Source organism: Herminiimonas sp. NPDC097707 (genome assembly GCF_044761395.1).
Taxonomy (GTDB): domain Bacteria; phylum Pseudomonadota; class Gammaproteobacteria; order Burkholderiales; family Burkholderiaceae_D; genus Oxalicibacterium.
In genome coordinates this window covers 1,662,851-1,680,534 of sequence record NZ_JBIWCI010000001.1, presented here as the reverse complement: position 1 = coordinate 1,680,534, position 17,684 = coordinate 1,662,851, and the positions used below count along the sequence as shown (strand labels likewise).

The 17,684-nt window shown below is 55.4% G+C and carries 14 protein-coding genes; 5 read left to right on the top strand and 9 right to left on the bottom strand.

The window, feature by feature from the left end; all coding sequences use genetic code 11:
• Positions 1 to 33 precede the first annotated feature (33 nt).
• The 5 genes from ACIQW9_RS08090 to ACIQW9_RS08070 all read right to left on the bottom strand — a co-directional run bounded on the left by ACIQW9_RS08090 (position 34) and on the right by ACIQW9_RS08070 (position 10,026).
• On the bottom strand, positions 34 to 1,146 hold the full coding sequence (locus ACIQW9_RS08090; RefSeq protein WP_402335182.1) for a YbdK family carboxylate-amine ligase: 1,113 nt from the start codon (positions 1,144 to 1,146) through the stop codon (positions 34 to 36).
• Positions 1,147 to 1,161: 15 nt separating this feature from the next.
• Complete coding sequence (locus ACIQW9_RS08085; RefSeq protein ID WP_402335179.1) at positions 1,162 to 2,364, bottom strand: cation:proton antiporter; 1,203 nt, start codon at positions 2,362 to 2,364, stop codon at positions 1,162 to 1,164.
• 408 nt (positions 2,365 to 2,772) lie between these two features.
• A complete protein-coding gene (locus ACIQW9_RS08080; protein ID WP_402335177.1) occupies positions 2,773 to 4,155 on the bottom strand; it encodes an NAD(P)/FAD-dependent oxidoreductase in 1,383 nt (460 codons plus the stop codon).
• Positions 4,156 to 4,307: 152 nt separating this feature from the next.
• Entirely contained in the window at positions 4,308 to 8,267 is a 3,960-nt protein-coding gene (locus ACIQW9_RS08075; protein ID WP_402335174.1) for a translocation/assembly module TamB domain-containing protein, read from the bottom strand.
• A complete protein-coding gene (locus ACIQW9_RS08070) occupies positions 8,257 to 10,026 on the bottom strand; it encodes an autotransporter assembly complex family protein (protein ID WP_402335171.1) in 1,770 nt (589 codons plus the stop codon). The genes ACIQW9_RS08075 and ACIQW9_RS08070 overlap by 11 nt, the downstream gene beginning before the upstream one ends.
• A gap of 220 nt (positions 10,027 to 10,246) precedes the next feature.
• Here ACIQW9_RS08070 and ACIQW9_RS08065 point away from each other — a divergent pair, with 220 nt between their 5' ends.
• Entirely contained in the window at positions 10,247 to 11,128 is an 882-nt protein-coding gene (locus ACIQW9_RS08065; protein ID WP_402335168.1) for a class I SAM-dependent methyltransferase, read from the top strand.
• A gap of 40 nt (positions 11,129 to 11,168) precedes the next feature.
• Here the strand turns inward: ACIQW9_RS08065 and ACIQW9_RS08060 are convergent, their stop codons facing one another.
• Positions 11,169 to 11,957, bottom strand: a complete 789-nt coding sequence (locus ACIQW9_RS08060) for a c-type cytochrome (RefSeq protein WP_402335166.1) — start codon at positions 11,955 to 11,957, stop codon at positions 11,169 to 11,171.
• Positions 11,958 to 12,120: 163 nt separating this feature from the next.
• On the opposite strand from ACIQW9_RS08060, the gene ACIQW9_RS08055 reads away from it, so the two are divergent.
• The gene (locus ACIQW9_RS08055; protein WP_402335164.1) at positions 12,121 to 12,465 is read left to right on the top strand and encodes a GIY-YIG nuclease family protein; all 345 of its coding nucleotides are present in this window, start codon (positions 12,121 to 12,123) and stop codon (positions 12,463 to 12,465) included.
• A complete protein-coding gene (locus ACIQW9_RS08050; protein ID WP_402335161.1) occupies positions 12,462 to 13,055 on the top strand; it encodes a DUF938 domain-containing protein in 594 nt (197 codons plus the stop codon). Before ACIQW9_RS08055 ends, ACIQW9_RS08050 begins: the two co-directional genes overlap by 4 nt.
• Before the next feature lie 7 nt (positions 13,056 to 13,062).
• Here ACIQW9_RS08050 and ACIQW9_RS08045 read toward each other — a convergent pair whose 3' ends face one another.
• Positions 13,063 to 13,758, bottom strand: a complete 696-nt coding sequence (locus ACIQW9_RS08045) for a YbaY family lipoprotein (RefSeq protein WP_402335159.1) — start codon at positions 13,756 to 13,758, stop codon at positions 13,063 to 13,065.
• A 253-nt stretch (positions 13,759 to 14,011) separates the two neighbouring features.
• Between ACIQW9_RS08045 and ACIQW9_RS08040 the strand changes: the two genes are divergently transcribed.
• Positions 14,012 to 15,109: a lipid A deacylase LpxR family protein gene (locus ACIQW9_RS08040; RefSeq protein WP_402335157.1), complete on the top strand. Its 1,098-nt coding sequence runs from the start codon at positions 14,012 to 14,014 to the stop codon at positions 15,107 to 15,109.
• Between the two features lie 58 nt (positions 15,110 to 15,167).
• Here ACIQW9_RS08040 and ACIQW9_RS08035 read toward each other — a convergent pair whose 3' ends face one another.
• Complete coding sequence (locus ACIQW9_RS08035; protein WP_402335154.1) at positions 15,168 to 15,800, bottom strand: carbonic anhydrase; 633 nt, start codon at positions 15,798 to 15,800, stop codon at positions 15,168 to 15,170.
• A gap of 275 nt (positions 15,801 to 16,075) precedes the next feature.
• Complete coding sequence (locus ACIQW9_RS08030; protein ID WP_041322579.1) at positions 16,076 to 16,354, bottom strand: zf-TFIIB domain-containing protein; 279 nt, start codon at positions 16,352 to 16,354, stop codon at positions 16,076 to 16,078.
• 272 nt (positions 16,355 to 16,626) lie between these two features.
• Here ACIQW9_RS08030 and nhaR point away from each other — a divergent pair, with 272 nt between their 5' ends.
• Positions 16,627 to 17,526, top strand: a complete 900-nt coding sequence (nhaR, locus tag ACIQW9_RS08025) for a transcriptional activator NhaR (RefSeq protein WP_402335151.1) — start codon at positions 16,627 to 16,629, stop codon at positions 17,524 to 17,526.
• The last annotated feature ends 158 nt before the right edge of the window (positions 17,527 to 17,684 follow it).

The window sequence follows — 17,684 nt, the reverse complement described above, 5'->3', positions numbered from 1 at the left end:
CTTACACGGGGGGAGGTCTGGTGAAATGCGGATTTATGTGGCCATCCATACGGCACTTTGCTGGCGCACGGCATCGCTCAGCGAACCGCTTTTTTCATAGCTGGCGCGTAACCAGTCGGCGTCCGATTGGCCCGATAGCACACGCTGGCGCAGCAATTCAATGGCGTCAGTGGTGCCTAATTCCTCGGCGACATCTTTCAGCAATTCAAAGGTTTGCAGAATATCGTCCTTGATCGACGATTGCGTGCCGGTGATCGGATTGATCAATGCACCATTCAAGCCAAAGCGGCAAGCCTGAAAACGATTATAGGAATAGGTCAGATAGGTATCCTGTGTCGGTTGCAGCTCTGTCTGCGCAAAGTAGTATTTGCTCAGGGTTTGCGCGTAGGCGCCCAATGCGACTGCAGTCTCTATGGCCAGTGGCGTATCGCAGACGCGAATTTCGACCGTACCGTATTCCGGCTTGGGACGTATATCCCAGTAAAAGTCCTTCATGCTAGCGACAATGCCCAGATGCGACATCTTTTCGAAATAGGTATTGAAGGCTTCCCAATCGCTGACGAAAGGCATGGTGCCGCTGAGCGGAAATGCATTGATGCTGGTCAGGCGCGAGGATTGGAAGCTGGTGTCCACGCCCTGGTAGAAGGGCGATGATGCAGACAGCGCGATGAAATGCGGTATCTGGCGCGCCAGCAGGTGTGTCAGCCGGATGGCATCATCGCCGCTGGCGCAGCCGATATGAATATGCTGGCCGTATACGGTGAATTGCTTGGCCAGATAGCCATACAGCTCGGATACCAGGCGATAACGATCGGTCGGATAAATTCTCTGGTCTTCCCAATGCTGGAACGGATGCGCGCCGCCACCTGCCAGGCCGAGATTGAGCTTGTTGGCAGCCGTTACCAGTAAGGTGCGCATGGCCGTAAATTCCGCCAGCATCTCGACATGATCGGTATGCACGGCAGTGGCAATTTCTATCATGCTCTCGGTGATTTCCGGCTTGATATCGTAGCCGTGCTCGGCCTTGTTGATGATCTGCAGCAGATCGTCGGAACCGCGCGTCAGATTGTAGTCGCGCCGGTTGACGATTTGCAGTTCCAGTTCCACGCCCATGGTCAGCGGCGTCGAGTTGTTGAATTCCAGCATAAAAATTTTCCTTGATCAGCTTTTTGCTTCGCCCGATGCCACCAGCGCGTAGCGGGTGCAGATCGGGCCCAGTAGTTCCAGGATGACGAGTATCGAGACCACCAGCGCGCTGAGCTGTGCACCGAACTGCGGATAGTAGCCTACTGCATGTTGCACCATGATGATGTTGAAGCCGGATAGCGGCACCAGGCCGAGGCCGAGCAGCGCGCCCTTGCGCATGGTCACACCATTCAGCCGTGCCATGCCGGTAGTCATCGCCATCGCGATGAACAGGCGCAAAAGGATGAAGGCGAGTGCAGCCGGCCATAGTGTGAGCAAATGCGACAGCTCCAGCTTGGCGCCGGCAAACACGAACAGTGCGACATAAAACAATCCGCTGAACTGGCTCAGATCCGGTTCGACAATTGCATGGCGTGCATCATGGCTGCGGCTGGCGATGCCGAAGACCAGCAACGCGATCAGCGCAGACAGGTTCAGCATCACGGCAATGCCGACCGTGCTGGCGATCAGCGCCAGTACCAGGATCAATTGCGCCTGACCGTCGCGACCCAGCCATTGGCCTATCCATACCAGCAGGCGGCTGATGATCCAGCCCAGCGCTGCCGAACCCAGCAGCAGATACAAGGGATGCAGTATGTAACTTTCCCAGCCTGCTTCATATTCGACATGCACGGCAGCCAGACCCATGGAAAAAACCACGAAGGCCAGCGCATTGCCGATGACGACAATATTCAGCATGCGTTCGGTCAACTGACCTTCCGCCTTGACCTCACGCACCACGTTCAGAATCACTGCCGGTGAGGTGGCCATGCCCAACGCAGCCACCATGCTGGCAACCAGTTTGGTGACGCCGAATTGCGTGAGCAATATGAACAATGCGATGAAGGTTGTGACACTCAATGCCACGCCGGTAATGAGCAAGCCGCGTTCGCGCAGCAGCCATTTGTAATCGACGCGGCGCCCGAGTTCAAACAGCACCAGCCCCAGTGCAAGATCGACCAGCAGACCGATTTCACTCAACAGCGGTACATCGATCAGATTGAGCGCAGAGGGGCCGATCAGCAAGCCGGTCAATACATAACCGGTGATCGCAGGCACTTGCGGAAATACGCGGCGCAATAAATGCGCACCCAGTACGCCGGCAATCAGCAGTACGCCGGTTGCGGTCAGCACATTCAATGCATGCGGCAGGATCGGAAAAAAACTATGTGATGTCATGTTGTTCCCGGCAAATTAAATATCAAGCGTTTCAAGCGAGTTGAATGACGCATAGTGTTGTGGCAAGCCATTCTGTCAACATTGTTGGCAGTACAGCATGGCGACCGGAAGACGGGAAGCTCAGCTTCATTCGCGGATTTTTCCGGGCGGCTCACATGCTCTATTGCAAGTGTCATCCGGTTTTACAGTGCCGTGATGCATGTATGCATCATCCGGCAGTGCGGCGAAAAGACAGTGTGTTAATTAACGGAGATACCGTTTTATAAATTTGAACTGCGGAAAGTGTAGCAGCAGTTATGTAAAAAAGTCGCGTACTTTTTTACAAGGCCTGGATAGCTAAAGTCATGAAGTCGCGCAGATTATAGAGGAATTGATCGTCTTCCCTGTCTGCGCGACTGATAGATGCGTTTAATGCAATTTCACGCGCGGCGATGTTTTGCGGTGCAGCCAGTGTCCCAGCGTATCGGCAATGGTGCGTATCAAGCCGTGCAGCGCCATCAAATGCATGCGATACAGCGACAGATACAACATGCGCGCCATGATGCCTTCGATGAATAGCGTGCTGCCGATCAAGGGCCCCATCAAATTACCGACTGCATCGAAACGGCCCAGCGATACCAGCGAACCCAGATCGCGATATTCAAACGCAGGCAAAGGCTGCTGAGCGAGTCGTTTCTTGATGGCATTAAACAAAAAATCAGCCTGCTGATGCGCGGCCTGGGCGCGCGGCGGTATCGTGCTGTTTTTTTCCGGCCACGGACAGGCGGCGCAATCGCCGAAAGCAAAGATATCGGGATCGGTTTCGCTTTGCAGCGTTTGCGAGACGACGATCTGACCGAGCCGGTTGACTGCCAGGCCGAGCTCGCCGAGTATTGCCGGTGCGCGTATGCCGGCTGCCCATACTGTCAGATCGGCAGGAATGCTGTCGCCATTCGCGAACAGCACGGCATCTTTCCGTACTTCCGATACTTTGGCATCGGTCAGCACATCTATCCCCAGCTTGTTCAGCAGCGCGGTGGTCTTGACGGAAACGGGTTCCGGCAGACCGGACAGGATGCGCGCCCCGGCCTCGACTACGGTGATGCGGATATCGTGCAGCGGATCGAGTTGATGCAAGCCGTAGGCACCGAGTACTTCTGCAGTATTACGCAACTCTGCCGATAGTTCGACCCCGGTTGCACCGGCACCGATGATGGCGATATTGAGTTTCGGATGTTCCTGGCCCGCATGCGTGCTGATCGCGTGTTCGGCGCGCATGCACATGCCTATCATGCGTCGGCGGAAATGCTCGGCCTGGCTCAGCGTGTCGACCGCGATCGCATGTTGTGCCGCGCCCGGCACGTTGAAGAAATTGGTGACGCTGCCGATCGCGAGTATCAGCGTGTCGTAGGCAATCTCGCGCTCCGGCAGCAGCTCGATGCCATCCTCATCCGCCAGACTGGTGATGGAGATGGTTTTGCGTGTGCGATCCAGTCCCTTGAGTTCGCCTTGCTGGAACACGAAACGATGCCAGCGCGCCTGCGCGGCGTATTCGAGTTGGTGCGTGTTGGCATCCATGCTGCCGGCTGCGACTTCGTGCAGCAGGGGTTTCCATATATGCGTCGATGAGCGATCGACCAGCACCACGCTGATCCTGCCGCTTTTGACCAGCTTGTTGCCGAGCGCGGTGGCCAGTTCGAGTCCGCCGGCGCCGCCGCCTACGATCACGATGCGATGCGGTGCGTCGCCAGTGCCGGATCGTTGCCGAGTGGTAGTCGTGTCTGCACTTCCTTCAATGTGGCTGTTAGTCATGAATGAAACTCCCCAATGCTGTTTGAAATTCTTTGCAAACGTGCGGGGCGGGATCGCATGCGATCCGGGCCTTGTTGATGCGATGAAACAAGCATAAAGCATATTGATTGCATTGCAACTGTTTCGATTCGCTTCGATTGCGATTCTGCAGTTCAGTCGAAGGCGAAATTGTAGAACAGCGAGAGTGCGCTGCTGGTGCCTGCTTCGCCTTCTAGCGTGATGCGCGGCGTCAGCGTATAGCGCAGCAACAGCACGCTGCTGGCGCTTTCCAGTCCCTGCTTGTAGCTGACATAGAGCTTGGACGATATTTGCTTGCCGAGCATGACGATGCGTTCCTGCAGATTGCTATCGCTGCTGCCTATGCTGAAATCGTCGAGCCCGAATGCGGTGGCGATTTGCGATTGCAGTCCTCCTGCCGCACCTTGCGTCAGCAGTGAGCTGGCCGCGCTTTGCAGCGCACCGAGATCACTATCGCTGGTGCCGGACAAACCGCGCCCCAGCACCAGCCATGACAATTTCTCGGCATCAGGCACTGTCGGTTCGGACACCAGCGTAATGCGGGGCGACAGTACCGTGCCGCGTACCGCGACGCCGGCTTCGACTTCCTGTCCGCGCCGCATCGCCAGAATATCGAGGGCAGGATTATTCAGCGGGCCGCTGAAACGCAGCAAGCCTTGTTCAATCGCCAGTTCGCGCCCGTAAGCCTTGAATGTGCCGGATGCGATGCGCAGGTTGCCTTGCGCACGCAAGTTGTCGCCGGCGCCGGCCAGCAGATGCAACTGCCCAACCAGCAGCGCATCTATGCCGCGTCCGTGCAAACGGATGCCGTCGCCGAGTCCGATTTCAATATCGAGTGCGACGACGGCTTTCTTGCCCTGGCTGTCGCTGCGGCCGGCAATCACGACATCGTCCGACAACGTGGGTGCATCGCTGGCGCTGATATCGACGAAGCCGGAATTGACTTCGAATTTTCCGTTCGCCTTGGCGCTGCCGTCGCGCCAGCCAACCACGCTGTTGCCGCTGATGACCAGCTTGCGATCGGAGCGATCGATCAGCTTGTAATGCTCGGCCTTGATGGCAAGCTCCAGCGCCAGCTGTTCGCGCACCAGACTGAGTGGGCCGGAAATAGTCAGGCTGCCCTCATTTTGAAAACCGAGATTACTGATGAGGAGTTGGTCGTTCCTGAATTCGCTGCGCAGCGTGCCTTGTTTCAGATCGATGCCGGTGTCGGTAAAACGCAGGCGCAATTTGTCGGCAGTGACGGGGCCCGTAAGTTGCGGTTGTGCGAATGTGCCGGCGAGCGTGACATCGCTTTGCAAGCTGCCCTCGGTCATCAGGGTGGGAGAAATCATCGGGCCCAGCCATCCCAGCGTTGGTGTATTGATGCGCAAACGGCCGGACAGCGGAGCATTCGGTGCGATGGAAAATCGCGTTGCGCCGCCTATGCTGGTGTTGAGGCTGACGTCTATCTGCCCGCTTTGCCTGCCGTCGGCCAGCAAGCGCCCGGTGACGCGTCCCTTGCTGGCGCTGACCGTTGCGTTCAGGGTATTCAAGCCCAGCGCGATGGCAGCATTGTTGTGCATCACTATATCGCCGCTTTCACGCCGTACGCTGAATGTGCCGTCCGCCTGATCGTACAGGTTCAGATTCCATGCGCCGGCCAGTTTCAGATCGCCGGCGATAGCTGGTGCCGCTTGCAGAGAGCGCAGCAATGGCGCGATCTGTACATGCTCGAATGTGCCGCGTGTCGCGATGCCGCGTTCATTGCGGATGAACTGCTCAATCGCAATGTTGGCATAGTCGCTGTTGAGTGTGAAATGATCGAGCTGCACCACCTTTTGCGACACCAGCAGCGTGGCGGGTGCGGCCAGTTTCGCGGTCACTTTTCCGCTTGCATTCAGCGTATTGATGGCGCCCTGCCAGCGCAGTTCGCGCTTGCTTGACTGCAAGCCGCCGCGGGCAGTCAGTTGCCAGTTTTGTTCGCGTTCCAGCAGCGTGGCGCTCAAGGCATGCTGGCTCGTGCTGCCGCTGACATCCAGCTTGAAACTTTCTGCCCGCAGGCGCTGGCCGGTAATGCCATCGGCACGCACGGTCACGGCAATGGGCGCATTGGCAGGCAGTGCAAATTGCGTTTGCGCGCTCAGGGTGGCGATGCGTTCTCCGCCCGCATTGATGCCGTGCGCAGTGGCATGGACATTGGCGCTGTTGAGCAGGGATGGGCTGCGACTTGCATCAAGGTTGAGTGCGACATCGGCCTTGCCTTCTGTGCCGTCTATCTGCACCGGTCCGGGCAGGCGGATTTGCCTGCCCTGCCATGTGGCGACGATGCGCGGTTGCTGTACCTTGCCGCGGATCTCGCCGTCTATCTGCAGTGCACCGCCAAAACCGCTGCCGAGCTGGGCAAGGGTAGGCGCGTGCAATGCAAACACGACGCGGGCATTGTCATCTGCCAGCTTGCCTTGTGCAGTGAGACGATTGTCGCCGGCGTTCAATAACAGTTTCGATACCAGCAGCGTATCGCCGTGCAACTGGGCCTGGACTTCACCGCTTAATGGCTGGCCGGCGAGCTGACTGTCGCGAATGTGCAATGCAATATCGGTTTCCAGCGTCGGCAATCGCGCGCCGCGCAATGAAAAATCGCCATTGATGCGCAGGGCAGGCAATTGCGGAAAGTCGCCCAGATCGCGCAGCTGGAAGTTGCGCACGATGCCCTTCGCGTCAAAGGCCTGTTTGCCGTTCAGCGCATAATGTGCAGACGCATTCATTTCGCCATTGCCTGCACGCAGTTCCGCTTTACTGATGGTGATGCCTTCATCCGCGATGAGGGCTTGCGCATTCAGCGTCAGTTTGCTTTTTTTCAAAGGCTCGCTCAGGGCCAGCGTGAAATTCTGCTTGCCGTCCGCATGACGCATATCGAGGCTGCCGCTGAGCCTGCTTGCGCGCATGCGGCTATCCAGCTTTTTTACATCGAGCGCATCGGTTTGCAAATTCAAGGTGAGCGCGCCCTTGGCGTAATGTCCATGGCCTTCAAGTTTGCCGGCGCTTTGGTTCGTGCTGCCGAGTTCGGCGAGGATGCGCTTGAAACTGAATAGTTCGTCGTTTTGCGCGAAATCGATGCGCAGTTTTTTGAGTGGCAGGCGTGCGTCGTTCAGCAAGCCGGCGGCAGTATTTTCCACCGTCAAATTACCGCTGCCGTTTTCAGCTGCACTCAATTGGATATGCAGTGTCGTCTTCGGCAAGTCGGTATTCAATACGGCCAGATCGAGTGCTTGTGCGGTCAAATCGGTTGCGCCCAGTAACTGCTCGGCAAACGGGCGCAGGATGGCTTGCCCTTTTACCGTCGCCTGGCCGATCTGCAGATTGATGGCGGCAGCGAGCTCCTGCAGTGAACCGCGCAGGTCGAGCTGTCCGTTGGCGCCGATATTACGATTGTCTATGTGCGCTTCGCTATAGCTGGCAATCGTCGCCTGCAAGGCATATGGCTTGCTCGTTGCAAGCGTGACCTGACCCTGGAAACTGCCATCGAAGGCAGCGCTACTGGCCGTGCCGCGCGCACTGAGCTGATCCAGATTCAAGACATAGCGTTTGCCGTCAAAATCAAGATCGAAAGCAAAGGCGCCCAGCGTGACGACATTGAGCGGACCCCAGCCGATTTCGCCGCCGCGGACTTTTACCTTGTCGATCTGCAGGCGCAGCGGCAGCGAGATGCTGTCCGGCAGCTTCGCGGCTTCCTTTACCTGATCGATCTTGTTGACGATGCCGAGCTTGCCGATTTGCAGCGCGGTGACATGCAGTTTTCCTGTCAGCAGTTTTGTCAGTTGCGTGTCCAGTTGTATATCGTCGAGCACGATGTTCTGGTTTTCCAGTTGAATGCCGAGCTGGCCGATATGCAGTGAGCCATTCAAGTGACCGCTGACATCACGGGTTTGCAGTACACCGTTCGACAATGCGGCTGCAGTAGACAGCGCGAACTGGGCGCCGCGTTCGCTATTGAGCAGCCATGTCAGGCCAGCGCCTAGCGTGATAGTGAGTGCGGCGAGTAGCGGCAGCCATATGCGTCGCGTACGCCTGGGCAGGTTTGCAGGTGCCTGGTCGGGAGTGTTAGAAACCATAGCCAATCGAAAAGTGTATGCGTGGTTCGTGTGTTTCGTGACCGTAAGCGAGATCGAGATTGACCGGGCCGATCGGGCTGCGCCAGCGCGCGCCGACACCGCTGCCCTGTTTCAAACGAAAACCGTTCCAGGTATCGGCGGCATTTCCGGCATCGGTAAACACGGCAGCACCCCATTGCGGCGTGATGTTATATACCAGTTCCGCGCTGATGACTGCGCTGACCGTGCCGCCGACGATGGCGCCGTTTTGCGCCACACCCAGAGTGTTGTAACCATAACCGCGTACGGTTTGATCGCCGCCGGTGCGGAACAGCAAGTCGCCCGGCACGGTATCGCGATTGGCGCCGAATACCTGACCGACCTGGCCGCGCAGCACGGTTTGAAAGTTGCCATAGTTGCGCGATAGCCAGGTGGCACGCCCGACCACGCGCGCCAGACTTTTCTTGTTGGCGAGTCCTGCCGGGCCTGCGCTTAATTCTATCGATGCTACATAGCCGCCGCGACGCGGTGCGATCAGATTGTCGAGGCGGCGCCGGGTGTAGCTAAAGGAACCAATCAGCGCTTCGCGATTGGCGGCATAGACATCGCCTATGCGTTGCTGATCCGCGAGGAAGGTAAGTGCCCAGACTTTTTCATCGTTCTTGTCCGGACTGGTCAGGCGGGCGCCGGTCAGAATTTTATTGTTGATCTCACCCGCATTGTCCGTGTATTCGTAATGCGCTCCCAGGCTTGGATGCCAGCCATTGCTGATTGCCGGCAGATAGACATCCGCACCCAGTAGTCGCGCATCCTGGTCGACCCGTATTTGCGATTCCAGGCGCCAATCGCGGCCGAGGAAGTTCCGGTTCAACCATTTGATCTGCCCCCTGGCGCCGGAGTCTGTCGAGAAACCCAGGCCCAGCGACAGGCGCTTGCGTTCGTTTTCATTCAGGTCCAGGCGGATCGGCACATTATTCGGCTGTGCAGGATCGATATCGACAGTCGCAAAGGCTGAGCGAAAATAGCCGGTGTCCTGCACACGTGCCTGCAGCTCGTTGAGTTTTTCCTGCGAATACGGCTCACCCGGCCGGATCGGATTCAATTCATCCACCATGCTGCGTGCATAGCGCTGCAAGCCTTCGATCTGCAATGTGCCAAAGGTAAAGGCGGGGCCGGAATCGACTGTCAGCGTCAAGATTGCGCTATTGGTATCGGGATCTATGCGCGCCTGGCTGTGCGTGATGGCGGCGGCTGGATAATCCCTCACCAGCAGCGCTTTCAGCAGCGAACTTTTGGCTTCATCCCATGTTTTTTGCCGAAACACGTCGCCGACAGGCAGACTCCATTGCCGGCGCAGGCGTTCTGTTCGTTGCGGATTTGTTTGTATGACATCGCCGCCGAAAACAATCTCTACCGAGTTGATCGTCGTCGACGCGCCCGGCACGATAGTGAAACGCACTTGCCACGGCGTCGTCTGCTGATCGAATTCCTGGGTAATGGCGGGAGAGAAATAACCTTCAGTCGCCAGCAGCGAGCGTATCTGTTCCGGCGCAATATCGACCAGGCGCTGCACTTCGTCCGCGTTCATGTCATCGGCAGACAGGCGTCGGGTGATTTCCAGATTGTCGGTCAGCAAGGAGGTGAGACTGCCCGCGCCGTTGATGGCAACCGCATACTGGGGTGCAGCCTGCACCTGCAACGGCAGGAAAAAAGCAAACAGAAGAGCGCACAATGCGGATTGCCAGGCCAGGCTTGGGTGGAAAGTGAATCGTTTCAGCACAATAGTGTAGGCAAGTTCGGGAATAAGGGCGAAATCGCCATGGCAAGGCAGCCATACCGTTCAGGCAAGCGGTAAGGTATGACAACTGGTTTGTCCGGACATGCAAGAATATCAGCATTTGCCTATAAGGGATCGGCAGAGTCCTCGTGTTGGGACCAAGCTTGCCGGTTGCCGGCAATATCCCTATAGTGGGCGCACAGCAGAATCATGGAAGCAGCAGATGAGTAAATCGCAAGAAACTAAAAAAGAAAAAGAAACAACACAGGCGCATGAAATACGGCCCGGCCAATCGATCGAGCTGCTGAAGGAATTGCATATCCTGACGCGCGACGGCAAGCTGAATCAGGATAGCCGGCGCAAGCTCAAACAGGTGTATCACCTGTACCAGTTCATCGAACCCTTGCTGCAGGAAATCCAGAACGATCATCCCGACATCACGCTGGCCGATCACGGCGCGGGCAAATCCTATCTCGGCTTTATTCTGTACGACCTGTTCTTCAAGGAGCGCAAGGACAATTCGCGCATCTACGGCATAGAAACGCGTGACGAACTGGTGCAGAAGTCGGAAGCGCTGGCGAAGAAACTCGATTTCCCCGGCATGTCCTTCCTGAATCTGTCGGTCGCCGAATCGATCACCTCGGATAGACTGCCGGAAAAAATTGATGTCGTCACTGCACTGCATGCATGCAATACCGCCACCGACGACGCGATTCATTTTGCCTTGCAGAAGCAGGCAAAATTCATTGTGCTGGTGCCGTGCTGCCAGGCTGAAGTTGCATCAGTGCTGAAAAAGAACAAGGGTAAGACGCTGGCAAAGAATGCATTGACTGAAATATGGCGCCATCCGCTACACACGCGCGAGTTCGGCAGCCAGGTCACGAATGTATTGCGCTGCCTGCAACTGGAAGCGCATGGCTATCAAGTCAATGTGACCGAGCTGGTCGGCTGGGAACATTCGATGAAAAATGAATTGATCATCGCCAGTTACAAGGACTTGCCGCGTAAGCGGCCTGGCGAAAGATTGCAGGAAGTGCTGCAAACGCTGGGACTGGAAGAAATGCAAACACGCTTTTTTACCGGCACGAAAGCAGAGCAGCCGTAGTCACTGTCGCACCATCAAGTTCTGTATCGAATCAGGGGGATTATCTGCGTTGCGTCATGTGACGCAGATAAGCCAGCAAATCATCCATCTGCGACTCGCTCAATACCTGCTCTGAAAATCCCGGCATCGTCATTTGCGGCCAGCTGCGCACTGCTGACGGATTGCGTATGTATCGACGTAAAAAATCACTCTGAAAATACTCGGTAGGATTGAAGGGCAGATTCAAATCCGGCCCGACTTTTGCATCGCCGCCGCCGTTGATCTGATGGCAGGCGGCGCACTGCATGGTGTAAATATGCATGCCACGATATTCGGCGCTGTCGGCTGCAATGGAGGCTGCAGGCAGAATTTGCGGATAGCGATTTTGCAGCGGCGTCACTGCACTGATTGCAGCAATCTGGTACGGCCATAGTTCGGGTGTGATGCCGCTTTTTTCCGGCGCCAGCCAGACCAGATAAAACGGCCCGGCGCTGCGTCCGCCAGCCTTCAATGCCGGCCATGGCGCATTGGCAGGTTCGATCGCGAGCCACGGCTGTGCACCGCCGGACAGTAATGCCGTCGGGATATTGGCGACGAAGCCATCTTCCGCCTTGAACTGCAGTACCTCCACGTCACGCACATTGCGCAGGATGGACAGCAAGGGCAGGGCGCGATATTTCATCGGCTGCTTGTAGGCGGAGTCGGCTGGGACTTCTATCGTGCGCACATCCGGATGTCTGAGCAAATCGGCACGCGCCAGTCGCTGCTGTTGTTTGCTGAACGAGAGTTCCAGCACCGGTTCTGCCGCATGTGCCGGATTGCCGGCGGTACAGAGCAGCCATGCGGACATGCACAGCAAGCATGCACGAACAGCGGGAGAGAAGAGGGTTTTCATATGGCGCAGAGTTTGCAGATGAGGTCGCTGCAGTATAGCCAAACTTCTCGGTACATTTGTTTTGCGCGCCAGGAGGGGATGGCATCTGTTGCCGTGAAAGCTCTTTATACTAGATGGCATGACATGGTTTCTTTATTTGCTCGAATGCCGTGATGGCAGTATTTACACCGGCATTGCGGTTGATGTGGCGGCACGCTATGCCGCGCATGAAAAAGGCAGGGGAGCACGTTACACGCGTTCGCATCCGCCGCGCCGCCTGCTGGCAATCGTTGAATATGCAGATCGCTCCACTGCCTCCAAAGCCGAATATGCAATGAAGCGTTTGAGTGCAACGGAAAAACGCAGCTTCTGCCTGCAGCGCAATGGCTTGTGGAACTTGCACTTGCACTTGCCTGGCGCTGCAGTTGATTCCGCAAGCCGAAGCCATACCTCCGAAAGAATAAGTGAAGGATCAAGCAAATGAGCAAGCAATTTTCCATCGCCTGCGAGCGCAACCGGCAACCGATACTCGATGTGTTGAAAGATGAGCTCGCCGCTTGCACGCGCGTACTCGAAATCGGCAGTGGCACTGGTCAGCATGCAGTGTTCTTTGGCGCACAGTTGCCGCAGCTGATGTGGCAAACCAGCGATCTGGCGCAGAATCATCCGAGCATTCACGCATGGATGCAGGAAGCCGGACTGCCGAATGTGTTGCCACCCATCGTGCTCGATATGACGGATGCAGCATGGCCGAGCGAACGTTTTGATGCCGTCTTCACTGCCAATACCTGCCACATCATGGCGTGGCCGCAGGTCGAGGCCCTGTTCGCCGGTGCCGCGCATATTTTGCCGCCGGGCGGAAAATTATGCGTCTACGGCCCCTTCAATTACGCAGGGAAATTTACCAGTCCCGGTAATGCGCAATTCGATGCCTCTTTGCACGCGCAAGCGGCGCATATGGGGATACGTGATATCGAAGCCATGCAGTCGCTGGCGCAAGAGCATGGCTTCGTCATGCAGGCAGATCATGCAATGCCTGCCAACAATCGCCTGTTGGTGTGGCAGCGCAGCTGATGCAATCTTATTTGGCTGCAGGCAGCGAGGTATCGGTTTTGCAGCCCTTGTAACTGACGCCATTCATTTCCAGCAATGCCGTATCACCCTTGTTCCAGAATGTCGTGCTGCCATCCGCGTAGCGCGCACCGGAACCGGAAATCACTTGCGGCAATGTCAGGCTGCGGCCGGCCAGCAATATCTGCACCTTGTTCGCTTCAAACTTCGCAATAAATTCAAGCTCATCGCACTTGAATGCGACACCTTTGCTGGCAAGCGGGGGTGCAACCGTATTTGCATTGACGACGCGCTCCACCATGATGGTGAGCGGCTTCTCCGCTTCATTGAACAAAACCGGATGGGCTTCGGTCGAAGTCCACAGCAACTCGTCCTGACTATCCAGTATCGATGCGCGCACCACATAGCGATGGCTTCTGTTGATGGCCGACGGGATATAGCGCAGATTGAACTGGGCGGGAACTTGCACTCCGGGACGCAATGTCTGCTGGGCAATGAATACGCCGCTTTTATCCGCACGACTGACGTCTTCCAGGTTCACGACTATCTTGGAGTCCGGTGGCAGTGCGATGCGTTCGCGGTACATGACGCTACCCGTCACATTGCCGGAAAGGGCGGGAAGATTGTCCGGCTTGAGTTTTTTTGCGCAGCCTGTGGCAAGCAGGCATGCAGCCAGCAAGGCAATCAGGGAATAATTTCTTGTCATCTTGCGGTCCTGAAAAATGATGGGTGAATAGATTGATTACATTGATTGATGAATAAACTGATTGAACGTTCAGTTTAACGCGTAAGTGCATCGGCTTTTCCGGCTACTTGACTGCATTCTGTCTGTATCGATATCTTGACGGGGCAGGTATGCGCCAGTAGTCTCTGCCTTGCTGTATCGAGAGATAATGAAGCAGGCTGATGCATTTCCATTCTTTCAGCAAACATTCAAGTTACTTTCAAATTTACATTCAATGCATATAGCACGGCTTTCCAAAACAGTTTTTCTCCAGTTTTCTCTTGCGACATCCATTATTGTTTTTGGCACTACGGCACAGGCTCAGGAGCCTGACGTGGAAAGCTGTTCGTCCAAACCGGGTGTCAGGGCGCTGAAAAATTATCCGGACGTATTCAATTTCTATTACGAAAACGATATGTTCACGGGGACCGACCATAATTACACCAGCGGGGCGAAGTTTTCGTGGATATCGGCCAATCTGGAAGATTACATCAACGATCCCTGTCTGCCAAAATGGGTGCGACATCTGAATCAGGTTTCGGAAAAGGTGCAGCCAGGGGCTTTTGATTCACGCAATATGGTGGTCAGTCTGGGACAGGCGATGTATACGCCAACCGACAAAGTGCGTAGCGACCTGATTACCGATGATCGCCCTTATGCAGGCTGGCTGTATCTTGGTCTGGCTTACAACGCGCGCGATGATAGACACATGGATACGGTGGAGATCGATATCGGCATGGTCGGGCCGGCCTCGCTGGCACGGGAGTCGCAGAATTTCATACATAAAGTGCGCGGCATAGATCGCTTTAACGGCTGGAGCAATCAACTCAATAACGAGTTGGGAATCCAGTTCGTGAAGGAAAGAAAAAAGAGGATCTTGCAGATCTCCCATCCGGGCGGGCCGAAGATCGACGCCATTACGCATTACGGTTTCAGCCTGGGCAACGTGAAGACATATGCAAATGCGGGTGTGGAATTCCGGATCGGAAGTTATCTGCCGAACGATTTCGGGACTTCACCGATCAGGCCTGCCAGCGATAGCAATGCGCCCTTGCCGGTGAATGTGTCGCGTCGCCTGTCCGACGGTGGTGTGCATGCATTTGTTTCCGTGGATGGACGTGCAGTGGCGCGCGATATTTTTCTCGACGGGAATACTTTTTCCGACAGCCACAGCGTATCCAAGCGTTATTTTATCGGCGATGTGGCGGCAGGTGTGGCCTGGCAGTGGGTAGGCGGCAAGATCACCTATGCCCACTATTTGCGCAGCAAGGAATTCCGCGGGCAAAAAGATGCGCAGAGTTACGGCTCTATCACACTGAGTCTTGAATACTGACGCGCAGTTTTTTCAATGACGGCTTTTATCTGCGCCGCATGAAAGTCGTGGAACCCGGTCAGGTGCCCGTCGGCAGGCCTTCAAAAAATTCCACCGCGCCGGTTTCCAGCGAGTATTCGGCGCCAACGATCAGCAAGCCTTCATTCTGAATCAGGTTTTCCAGCAACTCCGAACCATGGCGCAAATGATTCACCGAGGCGCGTATATTGGCACGCACTGATTGATGCACCAGCGCTTCGTGGTCGTGCTTCAATTCGGTTTCAAGCAGCGTGGCAACCGAAGGACGAATGCGATCGACGATGGACTTCAAATTGCGCGATTGGTTTTCATTCGGACGCTTCAACTCTTCCAGCGTGGCCAGAATGGCGCCGCAATGCGAATGTCCGAGCACCACCACCAGTTTTGTCTGGTAGCGTTCGGCAGCAAATTCGACACTGCCGATTTGCGAAGGCGCGACAATATTGCCGGCAACGCGAATCACGAATAAGTCGCCCAGTCCCTGATCGAACACCATTTCAGCCGGTACCCGCGAATCGGAACAGCCGAGAATAATGGCGAACGGTTCCTGACCGTTGGCTACTTCCTTGCGACGTGCGCGACTGGGGGAGTGGTCATCGTTGTGAATATCGGTCACGAAGCGATAATTTCCTTCGCGCAAGCGTTCCAGTGCTTCTTTTGCTGTATGCATCATCTTGTTTTTTCCTAGTATTTTTATTCTTGTTCACTGCCTGCCGCGTCAAAAAAGTGGCGCACACATGCTGAATGTTCAGTACTTTAATGCATTCGATAATGCTTTGCGTCGAAAAATTTTCAAGGCTGGATGCGGAATGCATGACTGCAATGCTAGTCAGGACAAGGTCGTTCATGCGCATCTAAAGATGTGCGTAGCATGGGGATGCTGTCAGAAAACAGTAATTTATGAAGAGATGATGAAAATTGCTGTGTGTTCGATGTGACAGCGGCCGATCAGAAATCGAATAATTCACCGATCAAGTCTTTTTTGTTCTTCTGGCCATAACCTTCTTTCTTATAGCCGAGCAATTTTTCCTGCCGTGCATTCTTGCGTTCGCTGCGATGACGTATTGCGGGTGCTGCTTCCGTCACTGCATTGGCGGAACGCTCTATCAGTTTGTCGAGTTCACCTCTATCCAGCCATACGCCACGGCATTGCGGGCAGTAGTCAATTTCAATCGCGTGTCGATCCGACATGATCAAATGCATGTCGCTGCAAATGGGACATTTCATTGTTGCGCCTTCAAGAATGAACACGCCATCCCGGCAGGGATGCGCAATCAAGACAACAGGAAAACAATCAATGGGTGCCGTTGATCAAACCGGGCAATTGCTACAGGATGATGAACAGCAAAGTCATGCCCAGCAAAAGCCGGGGTTATGTTTTTACGCCTGTTTACCCGCGTTCCAATAGGAAGCAGGCTAACTGTACGACTACTTTTTTCTATTGAAAAGTCGAATATAATCAATTTTTCATTCGTAAAAACTGTATATATAGAGGCGCCATGAGTACGATGAATTACAAGCACCTGCATTACTTCTGGGTGGTTGCCAAAGCGGGCGGTATCGGGCGTGCAAGCGAACGTCTGCACCTGACGCCGCAAACCATCAGCGGCCAGATCTCGCTGTTTGAAGATGTGCTCGGCTATAAATTATTCAATCGCATCGGGCGACGGCTGGAGCTCAACGATGCCGGGCGCGTGGTGCTCGGCTATGCGGATGAAATTTTTACGCTAGGCGAAGAGTTGCAGGAAGTACTGCGCTTCCGGCCGGGCGGCTGGCCGCTGCAATTCCGTGTCGGTGTTGCCGATGCCGTGCCGAAGGCCATCGCCTACCTGTTGCTGGAGCCGGCGATGGAGTTGCCTGAATCCCTGCGCATCGTGTGCCGCGAGGGCAAGCTGACCAATCTGCTTGCTGATCTGGCGGTGCACAGGCTGGACATCGTGATTGCCGATAGTCCGATGCCGGCGAATATCGATGTGCGCGGTTATAACCATTTGCTGGGTGAATGCGGTGTGACCTTTTTTGCGACGGATGAGCTGGCGAAAGAATACGAGAAGGGTTTCCCGAAAAGCCTGGATGGCGCGCCTTTCCTGATGCCGGGTGAAGATGCCGCAGTCAGACCGCGTTTGATACGCTGGTTTGAAAAAGAAAAAGTGCGGCCGCGCATCATAGGCGAATTTGACGATGGCGCTTTGCTGCAGGCATTCGGCGGCGCAGGAAAAGGCATTTTTGCGGCACCGTCCGCTGTGGCGGATCAAATCATCAAGCAATACGGCGTGACGGAAATCGGTCGTACCAGCCTGGTCACCGAGCAATTCTATGCAATCTCGGTAGAGCGGCAGTTGACGCATCCGGCGGTTGTGGCAATCAGCTCTGCTGCACGCGAAAGTCTGATTCGGTAAGCGTCATCAGATGAGGTAAGGCATTTGAAAATACAAAGAGAACGATGAAAAAGAGGATGATTGATTCATCCTCTTTTTTATTTTTAAAATGGATAGTGTCACGCCATCAGCGCGACTGCTATCGGTGTCGGCAGGTATTCGGCTGCTGTTGTGGCTGT

What these genes read in the sequence shown, in the direction of transcription:
- ACIQW9_RS08090 (WP_402335182.1), bottom strand. Translation starts at nt 1,146, where the DNA reads ATGCTGGAATTCAACAACTCGACGCCGCTGACCATGGGCGTGGAACTG.
- ACIQW9_RS08085 (WP_402335179.1), bottom strand. Translation starts at nt 2,364, where the DNA reads ATGACATCACATAGTTTTTTTCCGATCCTGCCGCATGCATTGAATGTG.
- ACIQW9_RS08080 (WP_402335177.1), bottom strand. Translation starts at nt 4,155, where the DNA reads ATGACTAACAGCCACATTGAAGGAAGTGCAGACACGACTACCACTCGG.
- ACIQW9_RS08075 (WP_402335174.1), bottom strand. Translation starts at nt 8,267, where the DNA reads ATGGTTTCTAACACTCCCGACCAGGCACCTGCAAACCTGCCCAGGCGT.
- ACIQW9_RS08065 (WP_402335168.1), top strand. Translation starts at nt 10,247, where the DNA reads ATGAGTAAATCGCAAGAAACTAAAAAAGAAAAAGAAACAACACAGGCG.
- ACIQW9_RS08060 (WP_402335166.1), bottom strand. Translation starts at nt 11,957, where the DNA reads ATGTCCGCATGGCTGCTCTGTACCGCCGGCAATCCGGCACATGCGGCA.
- ACIQW9_RS08055 (WP_402335164.1), top strand. Translation starts at nt 12,121, where the DNA reads ATGACATGGTTTCTTTATTTGCTCGAATGCCGTGATGGCAGTATTTAC.
- ACIQW9_RS08050 (WP_402335161.1), top strand. Translation starts at nt 12,462, where the DNA reads ATGAGCAAGCAATTTTCCATCGCCTGCGAGCGCAACCGGCAACCGATA.
- ACIQW9_RS08045 (WP_402335159.1), bottom strand. Translation starts at nt 13,758, where the DNA reads ATGACAAGAAATTATTCCCTGATTGCCTTGCTGGCTGCATGCCTGCTT.
- ACIQW9_RS08040 (WP_402335157.1), top strand. Translation starts at nt 14,012, where the DNA reads ATGCATATAGCACGGCTTTCCAAAACAGTTTTTCTCCAGTTTTCTCTT.
- ACIQW9_RS08035 (WP_402335154.1), bottom strand. Translation starts at nt 15,800, where the DNA reads ATGATGCATACAGCAAAAGAAGCACTGGAACGCTTGCGCGAAGGAAAT.
- ACIQW9_RS08030 (WP_041322579.1), bottom strand. Translation starts at nt 16,354, where the DNA reads ATGAAATGTCCCATTTGCAGCGACATGCATTTGATCATGTCGGATCGA.
- nhaR (WP_402335151.1), top strand. Translation starts at nt 16,627, where the DNA reads ATGAGTACGATGAATTACAAGCACCTGCATTACTTCTGGGTGGTTGCC.